24 protein-coding genes are annotated in these 18,953 nt (G+C 63.6%); 1 reads left to right on the forward strand and 23 read right to left on the reverse strand.

Translation table 11 applies throughout. The annotated features are described in order from the left end of the window. From IG122_RS22535 to IG122_RS22595, 13 genes are all read right to left on the reverse strand, one after another. Positions 1–1,251 (reverse strand): phage major capsid protein (locus tag IG122_RS22535; protein WP_193188826.1); only part of this gene is annotated, 1,251 nt, incomplete at its 3' end. Between the two features lie 8 nt (positions 1,252–1,259). Beyond that, on the reverse strand, positions 1,260–2,180 hold the full coding sequence (locus IG122_RS22540; RefSeq protein WP_226893872.1) for a head maturation protease, ClpP-related: 921 nt from the start codon (positions 2,178–2,180) through the stop codon (positions 1,260–1,262). Between the two features lie 13 nt (positions 2,181–2,193). Continuing rightward, on the reverse strand, positions 2,194–3,444 hold the full coding sequence (locus IG122_RS22545; RefSeq protein ID WP_193188827.1) for a phage portal protein: 1,251 nt from the start codon (positions 3,442–3,444) through the stop codon (positions 2,194–2,196). Continuing rightward, positions 3,444–3,626 carry a hypothetical protein gene (locus IG122_RS22550; protein WP_193188828.1) on the reverse strand — a complete coding sequence of 61 codons (183 nt, stop codon included), beginning with the start codon at positions 3,624–3,626 and terminating at the stop codon, positions 3,444–3,446. The genes IG122_RS22545 and IG122_RS22550 overlap by 1 nt, the downstream gene beginning before the upstream one ends. Beyond that, positions 3,626–5,290 (reverse strand): terminase large subunit, encoded by a 1,665-nt coding sequence (locus IG122_RS22555; RefSeq protein WP_193188829.1) that lies wholly within the window; start codon positions 5,288–5,290, stop codon positions 3,626–3,628. The genes IG122_RS22550 and IG122_RS22555 overlap by 1 nt, the downstream gene beginning before the upstream one ends. Further along, on the reverse strand, positions 5,287–5,676 hold the full coding sequence (locus IG122_RS22560; RefSeq protein WP_193188830.1) for a hypothetical protein: 390 nt from the start codon (positions 5,674–5,676) through the stop codon (positions 5,287–5,289). The genes IG122_RS22555 and IG122_RS22560 overlap by 4 nt, the downstream gene beginning before the upstream one ends. Before the next feature lie 122 nt (positions 5,677–5,798). Then, positions 5,799–6,128 carry an HNH endonuclease signature motif containing protein gene (locus IG122_RS24520; protein ID WP_319024955.1) on the reverse strand — a complete coding sequence of 110 codons (330 nt, stop codon included), beginning with the start codon at positions 6,126–6,128 and terminating at the stop codon, positions 5,799–5,801. Next, entirely contained in the window at positions 6,125–6,460 is a 336-nt protein-coding gene (locus IG122_RS22570; RefSeq protein ID WP_193188831.1) for a hypothetical protein, read from the reverse strand. The genes IG122_RS24520 and IG122_RS22570 overlap by 4 nt, the downstream gene beginning before the upstream one ends. Positions 6,461–7,047: 587 nt before the next feature. After that, entirely contained in the window at positions 7,048–7,245 is a 198-nt protein-coding gene (locus tag IG122_RS22575) for a hypothetical protein (protein WP_193188832.1), read from the reverse strand. Continuing rightward, positions 7,238–7,795: a hypothetical protein gene (locus tag IG122_RS22580; protein ID WP_193188833.1), complete on the reverse strand. Its 558-nt coding sequence runs from the start codon at positions 7,793–7,795 to the stop codon at positions 7,238–7,240. Before IG122_RS22580 ends, IG122_RS22575 begins: the two co-directional genes overlap by 8 nt. Before the next feature lie 10 nt (positions 7,796–7,805). Further along, positions 7,806–8,834, reverse strand: coding sequence for a DUF1376 domain-containing protein (locus IG122_RS22585; protein WP_193188834.1), 1,029 nt, complete (start codon positions 8,832–8,834; stop codon positions 7,806–7,808). A 30-nt stretch (positions 8,835–8,864) separates the two neighbouring features. Next, positions 8,865–9,284: a hypothetical protein gene (locus IG122_RS22590; RefSeq protein ID WP_193188835.1), complete on the reverse strand. Its 420-nt coding sequence runs from the start codon at positions 9,282–9,284 to the stop codon at positions 8,865–8,867. Continuing rightward, on the reverse strand, positions 9,284–9,553 hold the full coding sequence (locus IG122_RS22595; RefSeq protein ID WP_193188836.1) for a hypothetical protein: 270 nt from the start codon (positions 9,551–9,553) through the stop codon (positions 9,284–9,286). The genes IG122_RS22590 and IG122_RS22595 overlap by 1 nt, the downstream gene beginning before the upstream one ends. A 98-nt stretch (positions 9,554–9,651) precedes the next feature. Between IG122_RS22595 and IG122_RS22600 the strand changes: the two genes are divergently transcribed. Beyond that, positions 9,652–9,918 (forward strand): hypothetical protein, encoded by a 267-nt coding sequence (locus IG122_RS22600; RefSeq protein WP_193188837.1) that lies wholly within the window; start codon positions 9,652–9,654, stop codon positions 9,916–9,918. Between the two features lie 203 nt (positions 9,919–10,121). Here IG122_RS22600 and IG122_RS22605 read toward each other — a convergent pair whose 3' ends face one another. The 10 genes from IG122_RS22605 to IG122_RS24525 form a co-directional block, all read right to left on the reverse strand. Next, a complete protein-coding gene (locus tag IG122_RS22605) occupies positions 10,122–11,156 on the reverse strand; it encodes a DNA cytosine methyltransferase (RefSeq protein ID WP_193188838.1) in 1,035 nt (344 codons plus the stop codon). Between the two features lie 65 nt (positions 11,157–11,221). Then, positions 11,222–11,608 (reverse strand): hypothetical protein, encoded by a 387-nt coding sequence (locus tag IG122_RS22610; protein WP_193188839.1) that lies wholly within the window; start codon positions 11,606–11,608, stop codon positions 11,222–11,224. Between the two features lie 2 nt (positions 11,609–11,610). After that, a complete protein-coding gene (locus tag IG122_RS22615; protein WP_193188840.1) occupies positions 11,611–12,324 on the reverse strand; it encodes a methyltransferase in 714 nt (237 codons plus the stop codon). Beyond that, a complete protein-coding gene (locus IG122_RS22620) occupies positions 12,321–15,104 on the reverse strand; it encodes a DNA methyltransferase (RefSeq protein WP_226893873.1) in 2,784 nt (927 codons plus the stop codon). Before IG122_RS22620 ends, IG122_RS22615 begins: the two co-directional genes overlap by 4 nt. Further along, positions 15,101–15,511 (reverse strand): GcrA family cell cycle regulator, encoded by a 411-nt coding sequence (locus tag IG122_RS22625; protein WP_193188841.1) that lies wholly within the window; start codon positions 15,509–15,511, stop codon positions 15,101–15,103. The genes IG122_RS22620 and IG122_RS22625 overlap by 4 nt, the downstream gene beginning before the upstream one ends. Beyond that, positions 15,508–16,746, reverse strand: a complete 1,239-nt coding sequence (locus IG122_RS22630; protein WP_193188842.1) for a phage Gp37/Gp68 family protein — start codon at positions 16,744–16,746, stop codon at positions 15,508–15,510. The genes IG122_RS22625 and IG122_RS22630 overlap by 4 nt, the downstream gene beginning before the upstream one ends. Next, positions 16,743–17,105, reverse strand: a complete 363-nt coding sequence (locus IG122_RS22635; protein ID WP_193188843.1) for a hypothetical protein — start codon at positions 17,103–17,105, stop codon at positions 16,743–16,745. The genes IG122_RS22630 and IG122_RS22635 overlap by 4 nt, the downstream gene beginning before the upstream one ends. Next, positions 17,102–17,338, reverse strand: a complete 237-nt coding sequence (locus IG122_RS22640; protein ID WP_193188844.1) for a hypothetical protein — start codon at positions 17,336–17,338, stop codon at positions 17,102–17,104. The genes IG122_RS22635 and IG122_RS22640 overlap by 4 nt, the downstream gene beginning before the upstream one ends. Then, a complete protein-coding gene (locus IG122_RS22645; protein WP_193188845.1) occupies positions 17,335–18,279 on the reverse strand; it encodes an ATP-binding protein in 945 nt (314 codons plus the stop codon). Before IG122_RS22645 ends, IG122_RS22640 begins: the two co-directional genes overlap by 4 nt. Beyond that, positions 18,279–18,944, reverse strand: a complete 666-nt coding sequence (locus IG122_RS24525; protein WP_319024956.1) for a DUF2312 domain-containing protein — start codon at positions 18,942–18,944, stop codon at positions 18,279–18,281. The genes IG122_RS22645 and IG122_RS24525 overlap by 1 nt, the downstream gene beginning before the upstream one ends. Positions 18,945–18,953 lie beyond the last annotated feature (9 nt).

Raw genomic sequence — 18,953 nt, forward strand, 5'->3', positions numbered from 1 at the left:
CCCCAGAACGACATGGCTCCGACCCGCCTCCTGGGGGATGCCTCCCGGCGGAGGCCCCCCCCCGCGGGTGCGGCGGCGGCCGCGGAACACCACCAGGCCGTTGTCGGCGCCCGTGGTGTAGTCGACCTGGAACATGATCAGGACGCGGTCCACGATCACATATCCCTTGCGGAAGTCGCCGTAGGTGACGGGGAAAGTGTTGGCCGCGATGTCCGGCAGGTCGGGCATCTCGGCATAGGGCGAATCCAGAATGGTGTTCGGCTTTCCGGCGGCCAGGCCCGACTGCCAGAGATAGTTGTTGTCGGAGCCCTTCAGCTTGCGGATCGCGCCGAGTGTCTTCCTGTTCAGACCCCAAGTGGCGTTCCGGCTGTAACCGGTCTTGAGGTCGTAGCACATCGTGATAAGACCGTCGGCCGTGATCTGGGACGCGTGTCCGCCGGCGGTGAATGCAATGTCGGCGTTCGTGAGGATACCCTCGGCCTGATTGCTGCCGCCGGTGCCGGAAATGTACTCCGCGCCTTCCTTCACCGAGAACTGCTCCACGGCGTCTTCCCGGAGCTCGGCCAGCAGATCGTAGTCCTGATCCTCGAGCATCTGCTGCGCGATCTCGACGCGCGCGAAGAGCTCCGGCGCGTTGACCTCGAACATGCCGTAGCTCGGATCTCCGGTGTTGTTCCGCTGTTGGGTTTCACCCACACGCGTCGCGGATCCGTTACCGGTCTTCCGCGGCTGCTTCAGGCTGGACCCGCCGATGGTCCGAACCGTTGCCAGAGCCCGCATAGGAGTGGTCTCGATCAGGTCCTTGATGATCTCCTTCTGGAGGTCCGGCGGCGCCGCGAGATAGCCGGCCCCACTGTCATCGCTCTTCGTCAGCGCGTTCTTGCGCTTCTTCAGGGCCTCCCGGTCTTCCGGCGAGCGGTCATCATCCGGACGGCGAATTGCGCGGTCGAATGCCGCGCGATACTCCGCGTCGGCGTTGTCGTTCGCACCGCCCGGCATGCCGGGCCGGTTGGCCGCGGCTTCGATACGATCCATCTGTTCCTGAAAATCCTTGATTGCCTTGGCATTTGCCTCGGCAAGCGTAATCGCCTGGTTCAGACCTTCGTGCTTGTTGAGCGTCTCGTTGATGCGCTCGAGTTTCTCTTCGAGAAGCGCGTCCCGGCGCTTCTCGTTCGCGTCGTTGGCCGCGTGCAGTTCCTTGACCGCAGATTCGACCTCCTGGATGACTTCCTTCGGTGCTTTATCGGGCATTTCAAACCTCACTTGTTGAGCGTGGATCGGATGGTTGCAGCCAGCTGAGAAAGCCCTTCAAGGGCCTCTTGATCCTCTCCCTCGTCACGCAGGGTGTCGGTCGGCTGTTGGCCCGCACCGTCACGATGCGGGCCGGTGATGCGCATGACGGCGGACGCGAGCCGCTTCGCATGCGCGTTGGAGAAACCTTCCCCCTCTCGGAGAAGGCGCTCGATTTCACGGACGGCAGGATCCGATGCCCCTTCGGGCAGGAGTTCCTTGGGTGTCCGCTGAAAATAGGCGAGGAGGGCAGAGCCCGCGGCGGCCTTGGCCTTCTTTTTCGAAGGCACGAGGACGTCGGCAAATCCGTGATCTACGGCGTCCTTGCCCTTGAACCAGGTCTCGGCGGCAACCCACGCCTCGAGTTCTCCGCGGTCCTGTTCCGTGCGAGCCTCGTAAGTGTCGATGATCGCGGATTCCAACGTGTCGAGAATATCCGCCTCGAGCCGCATGGTATCGGAATCACCAATGACGCCAGACCACGGCTTGTGGATCATGATATGTGCGCTTTCGGCGATCCTGATCTCGTCGCCGGCCATAGCAATTACGGACGCGATAGAGGCGGCCAGGCTGTCGATGTGGACAATCACCTTGGCCTTGTGGCGAGCCAGCGCGTTGTAGATCGCGATACCGCCGAAAACGAGCCCGCCCGGGCTATTGATCCGGACATTGATCGTTTCAACGTCGAGCGCGGCGATTTCCTTCGCCAGCACCTCCGCGTCAACGCCGCCCCACCAGCCGCCGATATCGCCATAGATGTAGATTTCAGCGGAGTTTTCATCCTGCTCACCCTCGGCAAGCCGAATGATGCCCGGCCCGAGCGCTGCAGGCGCACGGTTTGCCGCCCGCCCCGCCATTGCCGGGGCGACTTCGATAAGTCGTTTCGCCATAGCTTTTTCCTGATCAGTTAGGGGAGGGCCGCCGCGGCGGCTCAACGCCCGGATCCTCGCCGCCGCTAAGGCTCTTGGAGCCTTTTTCGACTGCCATAGTGTTCGACGGAACCCGGTAGATGCTTCCTTCGTCATAGGGGTTGCGATCGAGCAGTTCCCGAACTTCGTTCGAGTTGATGGCGCCCATGGACCAGATCTTCCAGAGGAACTCGGCGCGGTCCTTCGCTGCGCCCCGCATCAGGCCGTCGGCGTTGAACTTTGTGTAGAAGCCCGCCTGCCGGTCTTCTTTGGTCAGAAGATTCACGTCAGCCGACTGCTCGATGCGTTCGTAATGCGGCGCCAAACCGTGAACGACATGTGCTATGAACATCTGTTCCGCCGACGCATAGGTTGCGGTCTTTTCTGTGACCCCTATCATCATCGGAATCACCCCCAGTCCCCGAGCCACCTCCTCGACCTGAAACCTCCGGGTCTCAAGGTGTTGAGCATCGACACCCGACATTGACTGTTGCAGCCACTTTGCCGCGTGATCGAGTACCAGAGGCGCACCGCGGTTTGGACCGCTGATGCTCTTCTTGATCCAGGCCTCGAGCTTCTTGTGCTGCTCTTCGTCAAGCGTACCGTCGACGGAATATGTCCCGGACGCCCATGCGCCGTTTGCATGCAGATCGGCGTGCGCGGCCTCGGTCGCGAGTGAAAGCCCAATTGCCTCACGGGCCAACTTGACCGCGTCCATTCCGAGCCAGCTATTCCAGGACGGCCCGCGGATATGCCAGATGGCCTCCTGCGGAAATTCTTCCTGTTTGCCGTCCGCGCCTTGAACCAGATATCGCAGGCGCCCTGAGACCTCGCGTTTCACCGTCACATTGCCGGGCTCTAACGGAATTAGTTCCATCAGTTTCCGATTGACGACGTTTTTGAACGAGTAGTGGTTTCCCGCCAGCAGCAGGTGCAACATGATCGTTTCACGGTACTCAAAGCTGGTCTGCCACTCGTTCGGGCGCCGGTGCAGCAGGTCAAAAACCGGATGGCCTGTCGCTTCTTTCCGCTCGTCGCCGCTTTTCTGAAACAGCTTGAACGGAACCTGCGCAACGCCGTTGCTGAGAACCCGGACACACGCCAGAACCGCCATTGTTTGAAGGGCGGTCTCGTGTGTCACAACCTGCCCGGATCGTGCGCGGCGGATGAAATCCGGCCAGAATTCCTCCTGAAACGCCACGTTCTTGCGAGCGGGCGAAAACAGCGATGAGAAAATCCCGCGCATCAGCTTGTCCGGCCGACCGAACCGAATAGGCCAAGGCCGGCCGCAAGTGCCCCGCCAACGATCCAACCGGCCGGCGCAAGGAGCTGCCAGGCGCCGAATGCGATCGCCGCGGCGCCTCCGAATACCAGAACGACGTCAAGAGCCCGCCCGGCCATCGAACCGTATCCGCTTTGCTCGTTCATCAGTCCTCACTATCCCAGAATGACCGGCCGCCGCGGGGCTCCGGGTTCATGCTCATGAGTGCGACCGCGTTGAAAGTCGCCATCAGAGGGTCGACCTTTCCCGCGCCGGATTTCTGTTTCGTGATCAGGATGGCGTTACCTTTCGGCTCCTGCCGCGCATTGCCGACGCACCAGTTCATCATTCGCATGCCGGCATGGAGCATGCCGCCGGCAGCGAGTTTCCGTTCCGTGGTCTTGATGGCTCCGGAAAGCTTCCAGCCTTGCGGAATTCCAACAATCTGCTTTTCGTCAAGGCCCAGATCCTCGAGCGCGTCGAGAATTGCCCCGATGCCGGCGGGGTCAACCCCGACCTCCGCCAGCTTTCCGGAGTCCTTCACCAGCGCAACGAGGTCGACAACGTCGGCCACGTCATCGCCGACCGCCTTAACGATGGTCAGGTCTCCGTCCTTCTCGAAGTCCTTGTAGCGCGGCGCTTCTCGCTGCCTTCGCTTGAGCGCCGATGGGTGGGCCCACGCATGGTTCCAGGCGAGCCAGTCGTTCGTCACGGCGCACCGGCCCAAGATGCAGAGACCTAAGAGGTCGTCCAGGCCGCCGCCGTCAATTCCGACCGTAATTACCCGGGCCCGCCGGATGATTTCGGTCAAAGTCAAACTCTGGTTTGCCGAGGCCTCCCAGAATTCCGCGCCGGGCCAGCGGTCCGACTGAAGCCCAAGCCCAATCTCGACATTCAGATGCTTGGCGAGAAAGACGCGGAGTTCTTCCTCCCCGTCGTTCTGAGCCTTGGCGAGTTCCCGCTCAAGAAAGGCCGTATCGACCGAAACGCCGAGGTTCGGGTTTGTGATCCCGAAATTCGCGGGGTCCAGGTGTGCGTCCGAGTCCAGCATCGCCTGCGGAAACTCGTAGATCACCGGCAAGCTGACCGGATCATCGATTTTCCCGTCCCGGACGTTACGGTGATAATCGAGCTTCTGCTTGAACACGCCCGCCGGCGGATCGTCCGACTGCGTCGACAGAAACATCAGGAAGCCTTCGGGCCGGGACGCCAGCCCGCCGGTTGCCTCTCTGAGCATCTTCGCCGCGGCGGCACGCTTGCCGAAGAGCCACAACTCGTCAACCAGGACGCCCGTTGCTTTCTTCCCGGAAACCGTCTCGCTGTCCGCTGCTACAACCTTCAACTGTGTCCCGGTTTGCCGGTGCGTGATCGTCCTGATGTGATCCTGCACGTGCATGATTTCGGCGAGCTCTTCATCGAGCGCCACCATGCCGCTTGCCGGGCTGAATGCGTTGTCCGCGACTTCCTTTGTCGGCGCCAGTATCAGGAACTCGGCGAACATTCGCCAATTGCGAATGATGGCCGTCATCATGATGCCGGCCGCCAGGGTCGACTTGATGTTCTTCTTCGAGACCAGGAGGAAGAACTCTTGGATCTTGCGTCGACCGGTCTCTGCGTCGTACGCCCCGAAAATCGCCGCTACCAGGTCAAACACCCAAGGCTTGCACGCTTCACCGAAAGTCGGCTGCCCGGGGGCGTCGGCGATCCTCAGGGACTTGAACACCTTGAGCGCCTCTTCCGCCTCGTTCGGGAAAAGCGGCTCAATTGGAACGAGCGAACGCCCCTCCCGGATCCTCGTTTCCCAATCGGGGCAGGCCGTGGACCACTTCACCCGGTGTTATCCACGACTTTGCGGAGCCCCGGCGGGCCGGCGGGAACGGCAAAACGTCCGGAACTGGACGCCGCGTTCGCCCTGTCCGCGGCCTGTTGTTTCTTGCCCGGCTTGTTGTCCGCCGTACGGGTATGGACGAAAGGTGCCGCGGCGATCGCCGCCCGCATTTTCTGGTCCGCGTTCGCGCTCGGGTCGTTGATGACCTTAATCAGGTAGTCGACAGGCATCAGCTGCTCGTCGGTCGCTTCCGTTTCCGGCGCAGCCGTCGGCTTCTCCGAAGGCTTGTTTGGCTTGGTCGATTTCGCCTTCTTCGCAGCTTTCTTTTCCGGCGAGGTGCGGGAGCCTTTGGGGCGCCCGGCCCCCGGCCTGTAACCGCCTCTAGCCATTGAAGTTTTCACCCCTCGGTTTGATTTCCGGAAATCAAAGAAAAAATCAAACGCAGAAATTTTTTCTGCGCGTGAGACCCCTAGCGGTAACGACCCCCAAAAACCGTAGAGATTTACCCCCCTTACCCCTTCATCCGGGCCGCGCGGGCCTTGATGGTCTTCCTCGTGTGGCAGCGCCCGCAGCGCAGCATCACGTTTGCCTTGTCGAGCGGAGCGCCGCCGTCCTTCAGTTCAACGATGTGATCGCCGAACACCCGGACTCGACCGCCCGCCTCGTCAAGTGTCCGCCCGCATTCCTCGCACTTCCGGCCGCGCTCGCGGATGATCGCGGCCATCAGCCGCCGCCATTCCGGCGACGCGTAGAAAGGATCCGCCTTCTTGGGCTCCGGAGCGGCGGTACGGCGAAGGTCGCGCGTTGTTACCCGCTCCCGAAGCCGAGCGAGCCGGCTCACAGGCGCGTGTCGCCGTCGCCCTCCGGCTCCGGAACGTCATCGCGGGAAAGCCCGGCAGCCGGAACCGGCAGCCCGGCCCGGATCAAGCGTTTGATCTCCTCGATGTCTTCTTTCGTGACGAAACCTTCGATTTCGAGCAGTTCGGCGACTTCGGCGTTGAAGAACGGCGCCAAACTGTTGCCGGCGACCTCGAGGTCGAGCGTCTCGCCGTCCCGGTCGACAGGATGGATATCGAACCGCACCTCGCCGCCCGGGCCGCGCTGTAACCGCAGGCGATGGTCAATGCAGCCGTTGCGCTCGGCATCGGTCAGATAGGTCTCGAAGGTCTTCATGGCGTGTCCTTTCGCGCCTATGCCGCCGTGTCAACCAGCAGCGTTTCCATCACCGTTTCGATAAACGCCTGTGCTTGCGGCCCGACGAGCGCGTTGCCGTAGCCTCTGAGCATCCCCGCGCGGGACTTTCCTTCATAGGGGCTGCCCGATCCCAGGCGGAAGTCAGCCCCATCAACCAGCGGCTGTGAGCCGGGCCCTCCGGAGGGAAGGCGGGGCCGGTTATCCGTTGAGCGGTGCCGCCGCTCGGCTTTGGGTGCGCTAACACCCGGGCCCCCGCCGGCGGGGGATTCTATAGGGGGGATACGCGCGAAGCGGAGGCAACCCGCGTTTGACCTAACGGACGGTGTGGGATTCCAACCCACGGACCCCGCACCATTGCCGCCTGCGCCAGCGGTGAGAGGCCTTGCGTCAGGTCACCGTTCAGCCACTCCGGCAACCGTCCGCTAGGTCAAAGAAGCGAACAAAAAAACCCGCCTCTGGAGCCCGGGCGGGTTTTCTCTCACACTTCGCGACAGTGCTTTTTTTGTACCGAACGACTTTATGATGCGCAAGTTATTTTTACGCCCACAATATGTTGAAACGGCGGGCTACCAGGAGTGTTTCGCGACAATGTGCCGGTGATGGCAGCGCGGCTGAAGGCGGGCGATAAGAGCCTGATCGGCAAGATGACGGTCTAAAGCCTCGCGAATGACCGCCTCGCCCCACGCGTTGACGATCTCGTCAAAGAACCGATCCAACAGTATCTCATGCTTCCGAAGTGCTTCGTCCAGATCCGCGTCATTCATCGTTTCGCTCTTTCGGAAGCCCCCAATAGTCCGCCGCCTTGTTCAGAGCCCCCCTGAGTTCGCTCAACGCGTGCCCGCCGGAAACGCGTATGCCTTCCTTCTCGAAAGCGACCCCGGCGAAATCCCCGTGCCCGCAAACGCCGATGATCGCCGCCCGTTGCTTGGCTGTTTCCATGCGCTCAAGGATCTGGTTCACCACGGAATGGGCGAGGGCGCGGCTTTCCCCATCGCTCGGTGCGCCGCGCTCTCCGGAAATCAGGTCCTTGTAGGCCGCCGTGACCTGCGTTCCGACCGCGAATTCATAGAGACCGCGAAAGCGTATACCGGCGGCGAACTCGCGTTCGTTGACCTGCGCCCGTTTCCGGTAGATATCGAGCGGGTGTTCGTAGTTGACCCGCGCCACCACCTCGACGTCCTTGCCCGCCTTCGGCTTGATCGCCACCGGCTGAACGCCGCCGTGGTGCTTCCGTTCCGGCGTTCCAAAGTCCTTTGTGATTGCCAGAAACTCCTGGCCCTTTTTCGGCGGCCTGCCGACATTCCGTGCCATCATCGTCACCCCCTCAATGCGTGGTCACAGGTTCAAAACCGAATTCCCGCTGGATATGCGGCGGCACATCGCATCCGGGCTTGCCCGGAGCGGCGCCCCCCCATATCCACCGCTTGCCGTTTTTGAAGTCGCCGACCAGCGAGCGCCACATTCCCTCGGTGCGCCCGTTGATGCGTTCTCCACCGCCGGTACCGGAGGGCGCCGCGCCCTCCCGCCGGCCGGGTGCTTTGTCACACCAGGAGCGGAACCGGCCGTTCCAGTCCGGGCTTATGGCGCGGCCGCCGCAGGCGCCGCGGATGTGGTTGGTGAACTTCTCGACTTCCCGGTCCGGGTCCAGACCGAGGCGCCTGGCATAGGCCACCGCCTCGGCGTCCGGCTTCCACCCTTCCGGCAATTCTTCGCCCCGTGTTTTTCTCCCCCTCGCCTTTCGCGGGGGGGATAAAGGGGGGGAAGGTTCTGTAGGGTTAGGTATAGTAAGGGCGTCACCGGGCGTCACCGTGACGTCACCGTGACCGTCACGTGATGCCGACGCGTGACGGTCTGGTGACGCGGAATCGCCGCCTCCTGCGCTATTCCCGCCCGCCGCCGCGGCCTCCGCTTCCCGTTTGAGCTTTTCCCGGTACCGGCGCGAGCTGTTGCGGCTCAGCGTCCGCTTGGATTCGGTGACGGATTGGAACGACAGGGCCTCCTTCACCTTTTCGCAGATCACCGGATGATAGAGGCGCCCGCCGGGCCCCTTCATAAAGCCATGGAGTGCCTTTTCGCGGACCTTGAGCCATTCGCCCACCGCGCGCCCGTACCCGGCGAGGGAGGCCAATACGGCGTCGTCGTCAGGGAGGGACGCGGCCGGGACCTGATGCCAGGCCTCGCACCACAGAAACATGGCCGCCCGGAACTCGTCCCCGGTCGCCGTGATGGCAAAGTCTGATTTGAGGAGGCGCTGCGTGTCCAATGCCATCCAGGCAAGGTCCCGCAGATCCACGTCCGCCATGGCCTCGAACAGATCCTCGTCGGTGTCATGTTGACGCTTGTTTTCCGGCATAGTCTTTCCCCGCTGTCGATAGCCTGTTTTTCAGGTTGATTGAGTGGTCCGCCCGCGATGCCCGCCGGGCCCGTTCCCGCACCGCCATTCGGCGATATCGGCATAGACCGCGTCCCGGACCGCGTTGTCGCCGGTGAGGATCCTGACCGCTTCCATAACGTCGAGCTGGCATTGTTCGGCGTCGTAGGACGCCCCGTGCTTGTTCGCGGCCATGAGCCCGTCCGCTTCCGATTGCCAGTACCGGCAGAGCGCCCGGGCGACGTCTTCGATGGTGCTGTCTTCCGGCACCCCGGCCGGGAACTTGGCGCCCACCGCCTTCTCGTGAGCCTCCCGGCGAAACCGGGCGGTGTGCTCGGAATGCTGCACCCGGCCGCGCGCGATCGCCGCGCCGTCCGGCCATTGCCACATGCCCTGAAGCGCGCCGGGCAGGTGTTTCCCGCGCGCCGCCATCAGGATCCCCCTCCTGCTTCCATTTGAGTGCGCAAGCGAGCCCGGCCGGCCTTCCACCGCTTGCTGAATTCGGCATAAAGGCGGGGCCCCAGATTTCGGCGCATACCGTCGAGGATCGTCCGTCGCGCCTCTTCCGCAGCGCGGATATCGTCGGGGCGCCGCGGACCTGGGGCGTCCAAATACCCCTCTGCATATCCGAGCATTTCCACCGCCGTTGCGGCGAAAGCGGCCACGATCGGCGCGCGCAGGCCCTCGTCCAGATCCAGCATCAGGCAACCCCCTTGACTGCGTCTTCTTTATGTCCTATATTTAGGACATATACGGGATGGGGAATGGCCCCGCCCGATACGGCCACGGAGGGCCGGACATGACTCAGATCACGAAGAACGAAGAGCTTTTCATTCAGGTCGAGGGCCGCAGTTGGTCCGTCGCCTCTCTTTCCGAAGCCTCGGAGAAGTTCTGCGCCGTGCGCGACCGCATGGGCGTCGGCGCCAGCGAGATGCCGCCCGCGCTGCTCGTCAATGAGCGCGGCGAAATGCGGTTTTCGATCTCCTACAACGGCAAGGTCTGGCCCCACGGACCGCGCGACTGGAAGCCGGGTTCCGTTCCGGCATATGACCCTTATGCAAACTGACCTGCTGACCAGAGCCGGATTGGCCCTGTATGGCGAGAGGTGGCAATCTCCTCTCGCCCGAGACCTGAGAATTTCCGACCGCACCATGAGGCGATGGGTAGCGGGCGCGGGCGTGCCTGACAGCGTCGCGACCGAGCTGCAGGCGATGCTACGCGCCAGAGCGGAGAACATCGCGGCAATATCCGAAGAGCTTGCGGCGTTGATCACGGCAGCACCTCCATCACCGCCTCGATGAAGGCTTGCGCCTGTTCGGAGTCGAGCGCGTTGCCGTATCCCCGGAGCATTTCCGCGCGGTTTTTGCCTTCAAAGGGGCTGCCAGATCCCAACTTGAAGGCAGACCCATTAACCAACGGGAATGTGCCGGGTTCAACTGGTCGCCACTTTCCATCCCGGCAGAAGAGCCAGTCAGCATCTGACCAGAAACCGTTAACCGGGCCGGGCAGGCTGTTTCCGTAACGAGGCCCAGATTCGAGAGGCGCGACTTGTCCTTGTCCCCCTGATCGTTCTGGTATTCGCCGCGGTCGCTGTCCATTCTCGTCGGAGATTGCCAGCCCGCCAGCAATTCCACCGTCTTCCGGCTGCGCTCCGATCCGTCCGGGTTTGTCCCGGTCAGCGCCATGCCGGCCGTGTCCTTCCAGTCCCGCGCCGACGCCGTCGACCAGCCGCTCAATCCCAAGTCGGGCGAATATCCGGTCGAGTTCTTCGGCTGCTCCGGGGAAGAGGTATTCGAACGCAGCAGCGACGAAATATTGCCTTTGGCGGATGTGGGGGGCTCCGACGCTCGCAGCGCAGATATCAGTCGACCAGCAGGCGTGCGCCTGTGCTTCCAGGTCATCACATACAAGGTCGATCCACGCGAGGCCGTCCGGAGACGCAACCTGTTCACCAAGGAGCGGTATATGTCGGCCCTTTCCGTGGCGAAGCTGGTATTCGAAATACGGCCATAGGTGCCGCTCGTCAGCAAACCCATCTCCTTTGCCTGCGCCGGAGAAAGGCTGGCAGGGGCAGGATGCGGTCCAGACGGGGCGATCGTCGGGCCATCCGGCGCGTCGGAGGGCGTAGGGCCAGACCCCGATTCCGGCGAAGGCGTGGACTTGATCGTATCCAGCAAGTTCATCTGGCCGAATGTCCTTGATGTCTCGCTCATAGACTTCTCCCGGAGTGATCTCGCCCGCGGCGATGAGATTGCGCAGCCATTGGGCCGCGTAGGGGTGATTTTCGATGTAGGCGGCGGTCATTCATTCGGTCTCACCGAAGGGCGCCAGGCCCGGTGCACCACCGCCCGCGTAATCGAGCGGGCGGCTCATGTACGCACTCCTGGGTAGCTGATCAGAGGTTGTTTCCGTTGAGCCAGAACAGCATTTGCGGCTTCAACGATGAGCCGCGCCGAACTTGGGCGCCCGTCTAGCGTCGGCCCCCCGTCTTTGCCCTTCGCGACGCGGTTGCCGATGACCGCCACCGCACGGCTCAACGGGTTCCGGCCGGTATCCCGGTCGGCAGCGGAGGAATCCTCTCGTTTCTTCTCTTTGTGTGGGCTCTTGGTCCCCTTGGCGCCAACGATACGCTCTACGGTTTGGCGATCGACGCCGTAGATCTTGGCAACGGCCGAGGCATTCCGCAGCCGGCCGTAGCCCGCCAGAATGGCTTGTTTGGTGCTGTCCGAAACGCGGTTTCCTGTGTTCCTTTTCAAGGTCAGTCCTCCTTGATCAATCCGGATTTCTCAGGGGGTTGTTCGCTCGGGTCGTAATCGCCCGGGCATTCGAGGTCCCGCCGGCAGGGCGGAATCCAGTCGAACTTCGTCTCAGCCGGACGCGGCGGCGGAAACCAGACGATCCAGCAATAGGCGGTCGCGGTACTCGGCTTCTTCTTGCGCCCGGCTTCGGCGTCCCAATAGGGGAGCGCCGGATCCCGGCAGCGGTCTTTCGCCATGATGACCCGCTCGGCGAACTGCAGGATCACCGACGGAGGGCTGACCTTGAAAAGGCCCTCGAAACGCCCGCCCCCTTCGAGAAACGCGGTACGGGCGAGCGCCGCCACGCCGACGCTTTCGAACGAGAGCGCCCGTGTGATGAATTCCAGCCCAAGCCGGAAAGGAAAATTGAAGAATATCCAGTCTTCGCCGCGCGGCTCCGCGCCCGGGAAGAGGAAGTCTTCAACTTCCGCGCCGGCGCCGTGATCGAAAACGTCGGAAGCCCGAACCTCCCGGAAATATTCGCGAAGCGGACGGACCATGTGCCCGCGCCCGCTGCACGGGTCCCAGGCTGTCATGGAAGGGCCAATCTGACCGTGCCGGTTCAGCCATCGAACCACCGCCCGCGTTGCCCATGGCGGCGTCGGGAAGAATTCGAGGCTGTCGTTCGGCTCGTGCCGCTGCGCCATGACGGCGGAAGACGTGTTCTGGCTCATGCCGCGCGTCCCCCCACCGCCGCTTCCGCCTCGATCACGTCGAACAGGCCCGGCGTCTGGACCTTGCGTTCCATGGCCTGCAGGTAGCTCACGCCGTCCAGGAAATACTGGTGGTGCAATTCCACCGCCCGGCCGCGGCGCCCGAGCTTGAGCGCCCTCACCGGAACGGTCGCGATCCCGCCGAACGGATCGAACACGAGCTCACCCTTGGCGGAGTACCGCTCTATGAGCCGGTCCACGATATCGAACTGGAGCGGACAGACGTGCATTTCGCGGCCCTTGGCGGCCTGCGCGCCGTTCAGCGTCCGCATGCGGTTCACGTCGTGCCAGACGTCCGGGTCCGCGCTGCCCGGGGCGAGCGACATGAAGGACGAGGGCAGGGCCCCGCGCGCTTCGAGCGCTTCGCCGATCCGGACATGCGCCTCGTAGTCGTAGACCCCTTTGAGGCTCCACTCGGTAAAGGCCTTGGCGAGAGCGTCGGGACCGAGCCGGGCGAGTTCGTCCGGCGTCATCAGCCGTTCGCCGCTGGACCGCCAGAAGGCGTGGGCGTCGACCTGCCACCGGGCAAGGCTGTAATCCTCCGCCGACTTCGCCACCCGCTGGTCCGCGTACCCTTTCGAGAGGTCGCTTTGCGGCTTCGCGAAGAGCAGGACGTATTCCGGCGACCCGACGCCCATCTTCGTGGCGTCCTTGCGCATCTCGGTATAGCCGAGGCGGTAGGTCTGGTTGTTTTCCCGCACCACGTCGGTGATCACCGTGATCATCCCCATGAAGAGGAATCCGTGGCGCTGATAGTGAAAGATCGCCTCGGCGTGGAACGGGCTCACGGTCGGCCGGCCGTAGCCGGTGACGTTCCCGAACAGGATCCGGTCCTTGACGTGGATGCAGGCAATCCGGCCGGGCTTCATGACCCGGAGCAGTTCCGGCGTCAGGTGGTCCATTTGGCCCCAGAAATGCCCGTTGTCGTCGGTGTGACCGAAATCGTTGTAGGACGCGACGTACTCGTAATGGTTCGAGAACGGAATCGAGGTCACCACCAGGTCGACGCTATTCGTGTCCATCGCCTTGGTTTCCTCGACGCAGTCGTTGTTAGCGAAGAGCCAGGCGTCGCCGGCGGCTTCGATGCGATCGACGCCGATGGAGCGGCTGAGAACTTCGGCCATGGCCAACTGATTGAGGCCGTACTTGCGGACGATCTCCGTCATCTTCTCCACCATCCTTTCGTGGTCGGACCATTTGCGCTGTAGATCCCGCCAGGTTTCCCGTTCCGCTTCCGTGAAGATCACGTGCACCTCGACGGGGTGCCGCTGCAGGAACCGCTGGATCCGGTGAATGGACTGGATGAAATCGTTGAACTTGTGCCCGATGCCGACGAACACGGCCTTGTGGCAGTGCCGCTGCAGGTTGGTGCCGCTGCCGGCGATGATCGGTTTCGCGGAGAGGTACTGGCTTCGGCCGTCCGAGAAATCGGCGATTGCCGTTTCCCGATCCTCGAGGTCCTGCGAGCCGTAGACGCTGACGGCGGACGGGACCGCCTTTGCGATCGCATGCCGCTCCGCCTCGAGGTCGTGCCAGAGAATGAAATGATCCGCCGGCGCGGCCTCAAGGATCCGCACCATCTCGGCAACCCGGGCGGGGATGCTTTCGCGCTTCACTCGCGCCGCGTCGACCACCCCCACCGCCGCGTCCTCGATCAGGCGGCCTTGCCCGTCCCGTTCGAACTCGTAGCGGATCACGTCGCGGGTGACCTCGTGTTCCACCACCGAGAGCGGCGGAAGGTCGTATCCCTCGTCGCTGAAGCCGAGGTCGGAGGGTTTCGCGACGAAGGCGGCCCAACTGGCGAGCCAGAGCCAGAACTCTTGTTCCTTGTGCGGGAACAGCGTCAGCTTGTTTGCCTTCTTGCTGTCGCGCTTGAAGAAGCGGGTGAGGGCCTGCCCGGTATCCATCACCCCGAGGTAGCCGGCGTAATGCACCAGTTCCTTGTACCGGTTCGGCGCGGGTGTCGCGGTCGCGACGAAACGGAACGGGACAGCGTCGAAGAGCGGCAGGAAGGTCTGGAAGGTCTTTGACCCGTAGGACCGGAGCACGCTCGCTTCGTCCAGGGAGGTCACCACGAAGTCGGCCGGGTCGAGCTTGCCCTCGCGCACTGTCTCGTAGTTCGTGAGATAAAGCCCACCGTCCCGGGCCTGCTCGATCGAGCGAATGAAGGTGATATGGCAAAGCCGGTCCGGCCGCCATTCCCGCCATTTGCGCAGCGCTTCCCGCTGCTCGTCGGTGATGTCCGGGTGATTGCCGGTGCGCAGCAGTTCGGCGTCGCGAAGGAACTCCGCCCGCACACCGAGCGGCGCGACGATCAGGCCGCGCCCGCCGAGATATTCGGAAACGATCCGGATGATTTCCAGCTGGATAAGGCTCTTGCCGAGCCCGAAGGCGGCGAAGATCGCGCGGCGGCCGCCCTTGACCGCCCAGATGACCAGCGCGACCTGGTGCGGCTTCAGGATCGGGTTGACGTCTTCCGGGCCAATATCGAAGCCGTGAAAGTCCGCCATGCGGATCTTGGCCTCAAGGAATGCCCTGTAGGGATCCTCGGACGGCCCCGGCGGCGGTACCGTGAGGCCGCGGCGAAGCCGGAAGGTCCGCCAGATGTCCTCATTCCGGTGCAGGAAGCCGATGACGGCATCCTTTGACTTGCCGATTTCGGCGCCTATGGCCGCCGTCGAGAGGGTCGTTTCCGCCGCGAAGCGCGCCACAGCCGCCCGCATTTCGTGGTTCCAGGTCATGACGGCATCCAGTTCGAGAAACCGCCGGACGCGCGCGCCTGGTGCGCATTGCAGTAGGGTTTACCGGCCATCGTCTTGTGGCCGCAGAAATGCATGAATTCGGCGTCGGTGCGCTCAATCCAGAGCGGCCACCGGCATTGGTTCCGCCCGAGGCGCGATAGGTGCCCGGGGCCGTGTTCGACCTTCGTGGAAACAGCTTCATGGCGGCAGGGCGGCGCGGCGATACCGCGGCTTGCGCTGAATGCCTTCTTGAGGTCCGGCGTCCGATGGATCTTCCCGATGACCTGGTTGCGGGTGAGGCCGAGGCGGCCGGCGATCCGGGCGGCGGGAAGTTTGCCTTCCGTCACCAGCTGGCGCAGGCCTTCGACCTTGTCGGGCGTCCAGATGTTCTTCGCGGCCGCCGTCATGACGCACCTGCGGAATCGGTGCGCGGGAATTCGGACCATTCCCGGCCGTCGAGAAGGCGCCCGGCGGCGTGCTTTCCGACCTTCTGGAATATGGCGTGGTCCTCACCGGCGGCGACGAAAGAGAGCCCGTCGTTCCACCCCGGGGCGTTTTCCATGTCGGACGGGAACAGCGTGTGCCGGTCCACCGATTGACTCGCCTGGGAACCCCACATCGGGCCGCCCTCCGGCTCCCGCGGCAGCCACTCGCCCCATTGCTTGAAAAAGAACGGGGTTCCGGCGTCGTCGCATTGGTCGCAGAGCGAGCGCGCCCAATCCGGGTGCATAGGACTGGCGTCGGGGCCTGATTCCCCACCGCAGATGACCCAATCGATTTTCCGGTCAGGTTGATCAAATATCCCGGTGATGGACTGGTGACCGTCGTGTGCGAGACCGTTCAGCGCGTTGAAATGCAGATGCGTACCGTCCCGCTCTCCGTCATCAATACGGGTCAGGTCGACCAGCCCCTGCATTGGCTCGACCGAGACGAGACGCACCGCCGCCGGCGTCGCGAGGAGGTCCAGAACGCGGATGGCGCGAGGCTGGTCCTCGACGCTGACCCCGAGCCAGACGTTCGGCAGCGGCCATACATCCGGCCGGGGGAACATGACGCCCGGGACATTCGGGGTCGGTCCGTGGATCAGGGCGGAGGCCGTCGGTGCCCAATGGGACGGATAGGCCACTTCCTCTTCGCCCATGCGCTCCAATATGCGGTAGCCGATGCGTTCCGCCGCGGCGGACTTGTGCGCCCACCGGTCGCCGATATAAGCGCGCATGCGGTCGGCGCGCTTGGTGAGGATGATGAAGGTGTGTTGCGGGCAAAGCGCCATGACCGCGAACACACGGTCGATCCAGTCGTCTTGCATGCCCTCGTAGAACAGGTCGGACATGCTGTTGACGAAGACGGTGCAGGGCTTCTTCCACCGCAGCGGTTCGTCAAGTTTGTGTTCCGGCGCGAGAGCGACCTCGCCTGTCCAGACCGGCCCGCCCTTGCTCATTTCGGTCAAGCCGCAATAGTGGGCGAGCGGGCCCGGTTCCCCGGTCTTGCGCTCGTGCGCGTCGGCCATGGCCTGAAGCCGGTAGGCCATATCCATCGCGTAGCAGTTCGTGCAGCCCGGGGAGATCACGGAACAACCCGCAACAGGGTTCCAGGTCTTCGGCGCGGTGCCGGGGCGATGCGTCCATTCGATCTTCGTCATGGGGTGCCTCCGGAGGTTTCCGTCGGTGACGCCACCGCCCGGTCGACAAGGTCGAGATAAACGTCTTCGACCGAGCTGGAACGGAAAATGGCGAAACAGCGCTGGCAGGCGTCGCAAGCGGCCCGCTTGTGGGCGGGCGCGGCGCGCTCGACCCAGAACCCGAAAAGCCCGGCCGGGGCGCCTCCGACCCGTGCGGCAAGCGTGAGGAGGCGGGTTGCAATGGCCATGCGGAACTGGCCCGGGCGGTTTTTCAGATCGAGAAATTCGAAGCCCGCGGGAACGTGGGCGTGAAATTCGTATCGGTACTTGGCCCCCACCTCCGGCGTTGGGGGAAGGTTCAGGCGCTCGTTGATGTTCACGGCTTCGCCCCTCCGCTGATCAGCTGGTATCCGTCGGAAAGGCGAGCGTGGACCTCGATCGCCCGGCGCTGCACCGCTTCGGTGACCGGGGAGGCCATGAAGGCACCGACCAGGTGGAAGTCATCGACCACCGCCTCCCGGCCATCGCCGACTTGCGCGTCAACTTTGTTCAGCATCGAGAGGCATTCGCGCTCGAGCGCGCGCACGGTCAGGCTCGGCGTGTTGGACTTCATGGCTTCCTCCGTAGCTCGAGCACGTTGCCGGTACCGGGCGCCGTATCGGGCTCCGGCTCTTCGGTGATTTCGTCGGCGCGGGGCAGCGGCCACGGCAGGTGGTCCACCGCGCTGTCCTTTTCGCCGAGGCTCCAGAGCCGGGGCTTTCCGATGTCCGGGTGAGGCTGGATCGAGGCGAGCAGGCGCCCGATGACGTCCCGCTTACCCATGGGCCAGCCGACCTTCGGCCCGACCACCGTCTGGCGTTTCAGGTTTTCGCAGAAAGACCGGATGAGGGCGGGCGAGGCGGTCTCCAAGGCTTCCGCCAGCGCGGCCAGCGGCCCCTTCGGGAGGCCGAACGGCTCCAGGTAGCGCGCAAGGATCCGTTCGCGCTCGAACTGGCCCGGAAGGTCGAGGTTGATGTGAATATCGAACCGCCGCCAGATGGCCTGGTCGATGTGTTCCCCGAAGTTGGTCGCGGCGATAAGAATGCCCTCGTGGCGTTCCACGCGCTGAAGGAGGGTGTTGACGAAACTGTTACGCTCTTCGTCCGCGCCCTGTTCTGCGCGCTTGCGCTGGATCGCAATGGCGTCGAATTCATCGAAGAAAAGGGCAACCGGTTCCCCTTCCGCTTCCAGGGCGTCGAAGAGGTCGCCGATATTGCGCGCCGTGGAGCCCACATACTTGTCGATGATCCGCTCCGGACTGACCGCAAGCATCGGCATCCCGAGGCGCGCGGCCAGATGGTGCGCCAGCGTTGTCTTGCCGACACCCGGCGGGCCGTCGAAAAGCGCGCGCTGCCGCGGCTTCACGCCGATCGCTTCGAGCTCCTCACCGGCCCAGATTTCGGTCAGCCATTCGATAAGCGCCGCGCGGACAGGTTTCGCGAGGATGGGCTCAAGCGCTTCGCTCGGTTCCAGCAGCCGGCCGAAATCGGATAATTGTGGCGTTTGGCCCCGCATCACTCGCCCCCGTCGGGACCCATGCCGTCGGAGCCGGTTTCGGCGCGCCAGCCTTCATCGAACTTGCCGCGCCGGGAATCCCCGGCCGGGAACGGGTTGTCGATCACCGGCCGGTTGCCCCGGGCATATTCCTTGCCGAGCTCGAAGGCGCCGGAATCGTCAACGTCCGGGACGTCCTTCTTCCGCCGAACGCTCGGCGTCGGTGCCGGATCATCGCGCACCGGGCGGGGGGCGACCTCTTCGACCTGCACCGCCTGGTCCTTGTCCCGCCAGAGGCGGAAGGGCTTTCCGCCCATGTTGACGGTGATGTCGCCGGCCTCGAACGGCGGAACCAGATCTTTCATCGCTTCGATGACCTGCTCGCGCACGGCCGTATCGATCGACGCGAGGCCCGCGAACTTGAACAGCGGCAGGTTGGATTCCATGCCGAGGGCGTGCAGGTAGGTGGCCAGCAGCCCTTCGGCTTCCTTCCGGTCTTCCGGCTTCATCTTCCGGATCTTGACCACGGCCTTGATGATGTTCGGCGCGAAACCGTTGCCCTTGGCCTCGGCGTAGACATCCTTGATGTCCGCCGCGATGGCCTCTTTTTCTTCGATCAGGCGTTCGATGCGCTCGACATAGGAGCGCAGCTGGTCAGCCGCGACTGTGTTGTGTCCGATGGTCACGATGCGTCT

The organism is Nisaea sediminum, from assembly GCF_014904705.1.
Lineage (GTDB): Bacteria > Pseudomonadota > Alphaproteobacteria > Thalassobaculales > Thalassobaculaceae > Nisaea > Nisaea sediminum.

Coding starts and splice junctions, on each gene's coding strand:
- IG122_RS22540 (WP_226893872.1), bottom strand. CDS start 2,180: ATGGCGAAACGACTTATCGAAGTCGCCCCGGCAATGGCGGGGCGGGCG.
- IG122_RS22545 (WP_193188827.1), bottom strand. CDS start 3,444: ATGCGCGGGATTTTCTCATCGCTGTTTTCGCCCGCTCGCAAGAACGTG.
- IG122_RS22550 (WP_193188828.1), bottom strand. CDS start 3,626: ATGAACGAGCAAAGCGGATACGGTTCGATGGCCGGGCGGGCTCTTGAC.
- IG122_RS22560 (WP_193188830.1), bottom strand. CDS start 5,676: ATGGCTAGAGGCGGTTACAGGCCGGGGGCCGGGCGCCCCAAAGGCTCC.
- IG122_RS22570 (WP_193188831.1), bottom strand. CDS start 6,460: ATGAAGACCTTCGAGACCTATCTGACCGATGCCGAGCGCAACGGCTGC.
- IG122_RS22575 (WP_193188832.1), bottom strand. CDS start 7,245: ATGAATGACGCGGATCTGGACGAAGCACTTCGGAAGCATGAGATACTG.
- IG122_RS22580 (WP_193188833.1), bottom strand. CDS start 7,795: ATGATGGCACGGAATGTCGGCAGGCCGCCGAAAAAGGGCCAGGAGTTT.
- IG122_RS22585 (WP_193188834.1), bottom strand. CDS start 8,834: ATGCCGGAAAACAAGCGTCAACATGACACCGACGAGGATCTGTTCGAG.
- IG122_RS22590 (WP_193188835.1), bottom strand. CDS start 9,284: ATGGCGGCGCGCGGGAAACACCTGCCCGGCGCGCTTCAGGGCATGTGG.
- IG122_RS22595 (WP_193188836.1), bottom strand. CDS start 9,553: ATGCTGGATCTGGACGAGGGCCTGCGCGCGCCGATCGTGGCCGCTTTC.
- IG122_RS22600 (WP_193188837.1), top strand. CDS start 9,652: ATGACTCAGATCACGAAGAACGAAGAGCTTTTCATTCAGGTCGAGGGC.
- IG122_RS22605 (WP_193188838.1), bottom strand. CDS start 11,156: ATGACCGCCGCCTACATCGAAAATCACCCCTACGCGGCCCAATGGCTG.
- IG122_RS22615 (WP_193188840.1), bottom strand. CDS start 12,324: ATGAGCCAGAACACGTCTTCCGCCGTCATGGCGCAGCGGCACGAGCCG.
- IG122_RS22620 (WP_226893873.1), bottom strand. CDS start 15,104: ATGACCTGGAACCACGAAATGCGGGCGGCTGTGGCGCGCTTCGCGGCG.
- IG122_RS22625 (WP_193188841.1), bottom strand. CDS start 15,511: ATGACGGCGGCCGCGAAGAACATCTGGACGCCCGACAAGGTCGAAGGC.
- IG122_RS22630 (WP_193188842.1), bottom strand. CDS start 16,746: ATGACGAAGATCGAATGGACGCATCGCCCCGGCACCGCGCCGAAGACC.
- IG122_RS22640 (WP_193188844.1), bottom strand. CDS start 17,338: ATGAAGTCCAACACGCCGAGCCTGACCGTGCGCGCGCTCGAGCGCGAA.
- IG122_RS22645 (WP_193188845.1), bottom strand. CDS start 18,279: ATGCGGGGCCAAACGCCACAATTATCCGATTTCGGCCGGCTGCTGGAA.